The sequence below is a fragment of the Bifidobacterium santillanense genome (genome assembly GCF_018555385.1).
In the GTDB taxonomy this organism is placed as follows: domain Bacteria; phylum Actinomycetota; class Actinomycetes; order Actinomycetales; family Bifidobacteriaceae; genus Bifidobacterium; species Bifidobacterium santillanense.
This window is the reverse complement of record NZ_JAFEJS010000020.1, coordinates 1-7635: the sequence shown is the minus strand read 5'-3', so window position 1 is coordinate 7635 and position 7635 is coordinate 1. Positions and strand designations below refer to the sequence as shown.

General features: G+C 57.4%; 8 protein-coding genes. 4 read left to right on the top strand and 4 right to left on the bottom strand.

Annotated elements, in window-relative coordinates; translation table 11 throughout:
- Window positions 1–1350: 1350 nt before the first annotated feature.
- Window positions 1351–2214, top strand: a complete 864-nt coding sequence (locus JS528_RS11290) for a hypothetical protein (protein ID WP_214359136.1) — start codon at window positions 1351–1353, stop codon at window positions 2212–2214.
- 494 nt (window positions 2215–2708) lie between these two features.
- Here JS528_RS11290 and JS528_RS11285 read toward each other — a convergent pair whose 3' ends face one another.
- The gene (locus JS528_RS11285; RefSeq protein ID WP_240541476.1) at window positions 2709–3722 is read right to left on the bottom strand and encodes a replication protein RepA; all 1014 of its coding nucleotides are present in this window, start codon (window positions 3720–3722) and stop codon (window positions 2709–2711) included.
- 200 nt (window positions 3723–3922) lie between these two features.
- On the bottom strand, window positions 3923–4546 hold the full coding sequence (locus JS528_RS11280) for an NAD(P)-binding domain-containing protein (RefSeq protein WP_338069787.1): 624 nt from the start codon (window positions 4544–4546) through the stop codon (window positions 3923–3925).
- Between the two features lie 215 nt (window positions 4547–4761).
- Here JS528_RS11280 and JS528_RS11275 point away from each other — a divergent pair, with 215 nt between their 5' ends.
- Complete coding sequence (locus JS528_RS11275) at window positions 4762–5283, top strand: PadR family transcriptional regulator (protein WP_214359133.1); 522 nt, start codon at window positions 4762–4764, stop codon at window positions 5281–5283.
- A gap of 43 nt (window positions 5284–5326) precedes the next feature.
- Here JS528_RS11275 and JS528_RS11270 read toward each other — a convergent pair whose 3' ends face one another.
- A complete protein-coding gene (locus JS528_RS11270; RefSeq protein ID WP_214359132.1) occupies window positions 5327–5575 on the bottom strand; it encodes a hypothetical protein in 249 nt (82 codons plus the stop codon).
- A 335-nt stretch (window positions 5576–5910) separates the two neighbouring features.
- Here JS528_RS11270 and JS528_RS11265 point away from each other — a divergent pair, with 335 nt between their 5' ends.
- Both JS528_RS11265 and JS528_RS11260 read left to right on the top strand, forming a co-directional pair.
- The gene (locus tag JS528_RS11265; protein ID WP_214359131.1) at window positions 5911–6492 is read left to right on the top strand and encodes a ParA family protein; all 582 of its coding nucleotides are present in this window, start codon (window positions 5911–5913) and stop codon (window positions 6490–6492) included.
- Window positions 6493–6729 (top strand): hypothetical protein, encoded by a 237-nt coding sequence (locus JS528_RS11260; protein ID WP_214359130.1) that lies wholly within the window; start codon window positions 6493–6495, stop codon window positions 6727–6729. It begins immediately after the preceding gene.
- Window positions 6730–7052: 323 nt separating this feature from the next.
- Here the strand turns inward: JS528_RS11260 and JS528_RS11255 are convergent, their stop codons facing one another.
- Window positions 7053–7211, bottom strand: coding sequence for a hypothetical protein (locus tag JS528_RS11255; RefSeq protein ID WP_214359129.1), 159 nt, complete (start codon window positions 7209–7211; stop codon window positions 7053–7055).
- Window positions 7212–7635: the final 424 nt, after the last annotated feature.

The following is a 7635-nucleotide window of genomic DNA, read 5'->3' as shown; positions in this document are numbered from 1 at the left end:
ACAAAACCCCGACCCAAATTCAACCCGCAAGGGAACCCACCACACACAGCAGAAGGCTTGGGCCGGACTGGCAATCATTGACTATAAAGAAGTAGTACAAACACACTCTTGAGTTCTCAAACCACCAAGCACCAGCCCGAAAGGCTTAATCCAGGGGACCAACCCCCGTGCTGAGCAGCAAGAGAACAATTTACACCCGGATGAGCCCCAATGCAAATAAAGAGCGCAAAAACCTGTGGAAACGGCTTAATGGCGCGGTTTCCACGGCGTGTCGTAAACAGCCCTAATCGCTGTATATTTACAGGCTAACGCAGTCGGATGAAGCGAAAAGACCATCCACCCGAAATCCGGAACACCGAATCATGAACAGATGATGAATCGTTCTCTTAAGCGATGCGGCGATCGAGGTGACGGTTATGGGTCGAAGTCCGTTCGCGGACATCAATTCGCAATTGCGAATTGAACGGAAGACAACGAATGGCGACGTTGCGCGGAGGACCAGCAACGATTGTGAGATTCATGTCGCATGTTCGATGGGCAGGACTCTTCCACAGCATCCCGGTGCATTTGGTTCGAGCGATCGGCATACGGGATCGATGAGGGCGTCGATGCCTGGACGAGAGTTCGGCTATGGGAGGTCGTGCAACAAGAAAGCGAAGTCGGTTCAGGGCGTCGAGGCAATAGGGGAAGAGAAAACGTCAAGGACGGAAAAGAGAAGCACATCGACGATGAGAAGTCGTGAAGCAGCGATGATGACGCGAAAGCGCAGAAGCTGCGTGCGGAAGGCGATTGGCGAATCCGTTGCGAATGTGGATAACTTCGATTTTCGCAAATCGCTATAAAAACTATAACACTATGATAACTATAACACTATAAGCGGGGCCGAAAACCGTTGCGGCAGTAAGGCTGAGTGCGTGTCGACCAATACGATAGTCCACTATTTTCAATACGATAGTCCACTATTTTCAATACGATAGTCCACTATTTTCAATACGATAGTCCACTATTTTCAATACGATAGTCCACTATGCCATTTTGCGAAAACTTGAGATCAATACGATAGTCCACTAAAAATCAATACGATGGTCCATCATTTTCGAGAGTTATCCACAGGTTTTGAGACACCTTTTCGAAACACTTAAAATCAGTATATGGACAAAAAAATGAGATTTTTGGTATCCTCCGGGCGTGTCGTGGAAGGGGATGCGGGGGCTGGTTCGCCGTTCCGTGATGATGTGTCGGCACCTGCGGACCAATACGATAGTCCATCGTTTCTCAGTGGTTGGTCGCTCGCTCCATCGACGATCGCCGTGGCCGCGGGGCATCGTCCAGCGATGGCGATGGTGTTCGATGCGCGATAATGATGACATGGAGACGACGATGAGGTCAGATGGATTCGGATACGGCGTTCGTGCATGGATGGCCCGTATCGTATTGGCTTGCTCGTCGGCCGCCATGGGGATCGCGTGCGCGTCCGTCACCGCGGCGAATGCGCGGTTCGAATGCGTCGCGCTGCATGGCGGCTCGTTGTCGAACGGAAACCTGGGGGCGTTCGACAACGTGTGCGTCCACGGTGCCTCATCGGGGCGGTCGCTGTTGCTGGGGTTGTTGGGCTTCTGCACGATCGTTCTGACGGAATCGCTAGTTGTGTGGTTGCCTCGTCGCTTTCCGGGCGTACGTCGTGTGACGCGGCTTACCGGCATCGGATGGACTCCGTTCCTGCTGTACGCCCTCGGGGTGTGGTTCACGCATGGTCTCGCATCGGGAGTGTGGTTCGGCGCGGTGAACTCCTGGACTCCCGTGGCCTGGGGCGTCGCCGGCGTCGATGCCGTGGCGGCGTGGGGCATCGAGGGGATGCGTACGCTGCAGATCGATAGGGGCAGAGGGATTGTCACCCAGGTGTCCCGCATCGGTGTCGATGCGGAGAAACGCAATGTCATGCTGTATGTCGCGGCTGTCGTGATCCTGATGGCCATTCAATTCGGTGACCTCGGGCTCGTTATCACCGGGACGGGGATCCCCGTGCTCGCGATGTGGATTGTGGCGCCAGTTGGCGCGCTGATCGTGTCCATGCTGCTGCGTCATGCCGATTCGCCATCCGGCTACGGCAAGGCGATGATTGCGCAGCAGGTGATGACGCTGCTGTGTACCGTCGCGATGTGCGTCGCCTGCTGGTCGGATGCCTCGCGCATCGTCGGGCTGATGACGGCCTGACCGAAAGTGCGTATCGGTGGTCGTCGGACGTTCGGGTGGACCATCATAATGGTCCTGGATCCCGGCCGCCGGCGACGGGATGTGGCTCATTATCGGCGAAAATCAACGGTTTTGAGTCATTCTGCCATGGACGGCTGGGTCTGTACGATAGTCCATCACCATGAGGGGCATACGCATCCAACCACCGCCGAAAAGACCGGAAATCGGCCGTTTTCGGCACCGTCGTCCGCACCGGAGACGCACGTCGGGCAGGAAAGAGGTGGACTTTTGTATTAGTCCCTGCATCCCTTGGGATCAGGGTCATGACGGTCGTATCAGGAATCCGGAAGGGTCTCGTCGCAGGAGTGTTTTCGTTGGTATTCCAACGAAAACGCCATAAGCGGCATCGGTACGGGAACCTCCTTCTCAATACGATGGTCCACACCATTCGCCGCAGTGCCACTCGGAGATGGATTCACGACGGTTATGGGCTTGCTGTTGAGGGATCGAATCGGCTATTTTCCGCCGTTTTCGGATGGACTATCGTATTGGTCCGCGGTCGTCCGACCGCCGCTCTCATCCACGTATTCGCCATCGATCAGATGGCGTGCGGCGATGGCGGTCGGACTGGGGTGCAGTGTCACGCCCTTCTCATCGACGGTCACATGGACGGACGGGTAGACCGCACGCACCTTCGACAACGCCTTGCGGAACTTTGCACGAAAGTTCTGCTTGCTGCTGATGCTGTCCCCGAATCGCTCGTACAACCAGTCCCACGTCACGGGCAGGTCGTGCTTGAGGTTGCGCATGCTGCCCGTCAGCCATACGTAGACGTCGTAGGGCAATACGCTCCTGCCGGACAGCAGCAACGAGCTGGCGCGCGTGTCGAAAGGAGCCGATTCCCGGGCCAGACGTTCGTAGACCTCCTTGGTGAGCACGAACGCACTGCCGGAGAACGCGGCGTTGGTGTCGCTCTCCTTGAAACGGACCGCCTCGACGATGGGCAGACTGATCATGTCGTGCATCTTGCCGCCCGAGAAGCCGGTGGTCTTGCGGATCGTGATGTGACTGGAGAGCAGAAGCCGCAGCTGCTCCTGAATCTTGTCGGCGGTCCTGCCGCCACGCTGTAGTCCGAGCTCGTTGCACATCTGCCAGATCGAGGGGATCGTGACCGTGCGCGTCTTCGGGTCGACGTACTCGGTCTGCGTCTTGCCGGCGGTGCGGATCTGCTTGGCGATCCACGCCATGATCAGTCGCGGGTATTTGCCGTAGGGGAATTTGCGTTTACGCTCCTCGGGATCGATGCCGGCCTCGAGCACGTATTCGAGAGTGCCGTTGGTCTTGCTGACGAAATCGGTGTCCGTCGAGGGCTGCGTAGGCGGGAACAGGGTCGACGTGAGGATCGAGTGGCCGTACCAGATCTCCTTGCTGTCCGGCTCGCGCCGCTCGATGTCCGCAAGGGTCTGCGGTCTGATCAGTGATCGTCCGGGACCGGCGCTCTCCTCGGTCGCCTTTCGCTTGTTCGCCATGCCCATAATCGTACAGTCCGGGTGGCTAGGACGACACATTATTATTTAAATAATTAAATATTTAATTATTTAAATAATTAACAGAACCTCAAAAAGCCGACTGCACGATGGGTCAACACGCACGACCGACCTCCGTGCGGCGGTCACATAGCGCAGAGGCCGGTCCGTAAACGTCGGATGGCTTTGAACATCCGGTGCGGTTACCTGACGACTTTGAAACCGCCGGTCCACGGGGTCTGCTCGGTCACGCCGAGGATGATCTGCAGCGCGCCGTAGCCCTCGAGGTACCGGGCGCGCTTGAGGGCGCCAGCGTCCACGGTTCTGAGTCCGGCTGCCTCGATGAACGCCTTGACGTCGTTCTTGGCGTCCTCGTCGTCGGAGGCCAGCTGGACGACGGTCGGGGCGCCGTCGTTGACGCCGGTCGCCAGGGTGGAGGCGAACGTCGTGTTGAACGCCTTGACGACCTTGGACTGCGGCAACTTGCCGGCGAGGTACTCGGCGGCGGACCTGGCGCCCTCGGGCAGGGCGAGGTCGAAGGTGGTGAAGTCGATCGGGTTGGACACGTCGACCACGGTCTTGCCGGCGATCTGGTCGGCGTAGGAGACGAGGACCTCCTCGTAGGCCGAGAACGGCAGGGCGAGGACGACGATATCGCCGGAGACGGAGGCCTCGCCGAACTTGGCGCCGGTCGCGCCGTCTGCTGCTGCGGCGGCCTTGTCGGCATTGCGATCGATGACTTGGACGTACGCTCCGGACTTGACGGCGATGCCCGCCACGGCGGATCCGATGTTGCCGGCGCCGAAGATGGTGATGCTGCTCATGATGGTTCCCCTTGTCGCGGTGTTCGTGCTGTGTGGTTTCGCGTGTTCGCGTTGACCATCACCATATCTCTCTTTCAGAGATATTTCAAGTTGATATATATCGAATCAATATACAACGAGCTGAAAACGTTGGAATCGCAGGGCTTGTGATCCTGTATGGCGGTGATCACATCGGTGTGTTGCTCTGAAATATATCAGTTTGAGATATCATGTCTGGCATGAACATCGTGGAGATCATGACTTTGGGATTCCTGTCCGAGGAGCCGCTGTGCGGCTACCGGCTGCGTAAGAAGATGGAGCAGCTCAACGGCTACGCCCGGACGTTCAGCGACGGCACGCTCCATTCGGTGACCGGCAAGTTCGTCAAGTCCGGATACATCGGCGAGAGCTTCAAGGTAGTCAACGGCCGACGCCTACGGGAGTTCCATCTGGAACCGTCGGGGCGCGAACGCCTGATCGCGGAGCTGAAAGACGCCAATGGCTACATGATCACCGATATCACCAAATGGTCGGTCGTCATGTCGTTCCTGTCCGTCATTCCGGACGAGCACAGTCGGCGCACCGTGCTGCGGCGCAGGCTCGCACTGATCGACTCCGATGTGCGCCGCATGTATAGCGACGGCGAGGGGCCGATCAACAACGACAGGCTCACCGACAAGTACCGTATCGCCATCTCCGCGATCCACGACGCGGAGATCGAAGCCGAGCGCACCTGGCTGAAACGGGAACTCGACGAGTGACCGTTCGCTGATCCATTGGCACGTCGGCCTATGTGACTCCGAATCATCGGACGTCGGAGAAATCGTGGATGGTGAACTGAACATGGAACCGCTGTCGTCGTTCGGCATACGTTTCCAGGGGCTTCATGGCCTTATCGACAAGTTCGGCGGTGCGTAGCGCAACGGCGACGCGAGGGTCGGCTCTTTTCCCGTCGGCCGGCAGAGAGGGACAACCGTTCCGAGATCCGACGACGCCGGCGGACGAGCAATCGAATGCGATCACGGTCAGCGAATGAAGACCACCGTCGATCATTTATCGGCTCATGGCTGCGGCTCTCACACGACTGCGGGAAAGGATTGCCTATCGTCGGGCAATGCTTCGCCGAATGCGGATACCCTCGAGGATATGACGATGTTGCATTTCCGATGAGACGAATAGATGACGCATTTCGAGGGCATCTCGATGACGGTCCTGGCGAGAGTTGCTCGATATGAGCTTCACCGATCACAGTCGCATGCCATCGTTACTTCCGGAAGGCTGAGTTGGTTGCAAGAGAGAGGCGAGCATGCATGGAGTGCAGATGCGCGCGTCTGCTGTATCATTGTGTTCGTTAAAACAATAATTAATTATTTATGGAATGGGTGAACATGAAGATCACCATCGCGAACGCCAAAGGCGGGGTGGCGAAGACCACCACGGCCGTCTATCTCGCGGCCGCGGCGGCCATGCGCGGTCTCGACGCGTGTGTGCTCGACGCCGATCCGCAGTCTTCGGCCAGCCTATGGGCCGACCTTGCCGAGGACAATCACGATCCGCTGCCGTTCGACGTAATGCCGGCGAATCTTTCCACGCTCAACCGTCTGCGTCCCGGAACCGGCAAGTGGTGCTTCGTCGATGCTCCTCCGTCCGGCCGTGTGCTCGAGAAGGCGATCGAAATCGCCGACTTCGTCATCGTTCCGACATCCGATTCCCCTCTCGATCTGCAGCAGGCGTGGGCCACCCTGCAGGCTGTCGACGGCAAGGTGCCGGCCGCAGCCCTCCTCGTACGCGCCGAGACCGGCACCAACGCGTTCAAGGACACGATGGCGGCCCTGGAAGGCAATAACACCCCGCGCTTCGAATCCGTGGTTCGAAAGCGTCAGGAGATCAAGAAGTCGCTTGGATGGAACCCCACCAAGCTCTACGAATACGGTGACGTGCTCACCGAACTCATCAAGGAGGTCCGATAAGTGAAGGGCAATGTGAAGGCGTACCGTCCGGCCGCAGCCGAACGCGAGATCAACGAGATCAACGACGTGTTCCGCAAGGATACCGATGCTGCGGACGACGTGAACCCGTTGGTCATGACCTCCATCCGGCTGCATGCCAGGACCCGCATCGCAGCCAAGGTGTATGCGGCCGAGCATGGCATGAAGATGCAGGAAGTCATCGAGGCCGCCCTCGAACAATACATCGGCAATAAGTGAGACCGTGAGCGGCCGCCGTTTGCAAACGACGGTCGCCCTCGTCCATGTACCGGTGTTTGTCCATTATATTATTTAATTAAGTATTTAAATAATTAATTAAATAATTAAATTTGCATGATGCCGCCTTCTGCAGTCATCACCTTGATCGGATATCGGCGGATTCACTGCCTATAGATCGTCATCGGAGAACCGCCATGTGGGCGATCCTTCTCCGGGGGGGGCAATATGACCTGCGAAGGCATCGAATAGGAGACGACCGGCTCTATCGGCATCGCCTCCCGTCGCGTTCCGCCGAGAGCCGGAAGCCATGGCCTTGTCTGTTCCTAGTGCAGATCGGCGTAGTGATGGTGCGAGGCCATTGGCCCATCCGATGCAGGCCGATCATTGTCGTCATGGCGGGACTCGGGCATGGCACCGGAGGTCCCAACCTCGGTCTTCAGCAGATAACGCTCGGCGAAATCCAACGTTGTGAACACCATCATGACCTCCTTTTGCTTTGAAGTGCGATGTGCCGCCGCCTTACGCGATGGCGGCGCGGCGGCGGACCCTCTCCACCATTGCGTTCATGAAACCATGCGTTTCCATACGCCACAAGGTCCATCGCATATGAAGATGCTATGGATCGTTCAAGGCGGAGACGATGACTACCGAGTATGGACGACGCTTCTCGTAGTCGACTGTCGTCACGCGGTGAGTTGCCTGAAGGGGGCGTGCAGAATTGGTATGCGTTAAATAATTAAATAAATATTTATTTAATTATTTAACGCATACCAATTCCAGGGTTATAGGCCAAAATGTGTGTCTGTTTCGGCTTGTGAGGCCTTGTGCTGATTGGCGTTTCGCTGGTTTGAATGTGGTTGCCGGGACTTTCAAGGCCGGCCAGAATGTGTGTCCGCAATGGGCTGC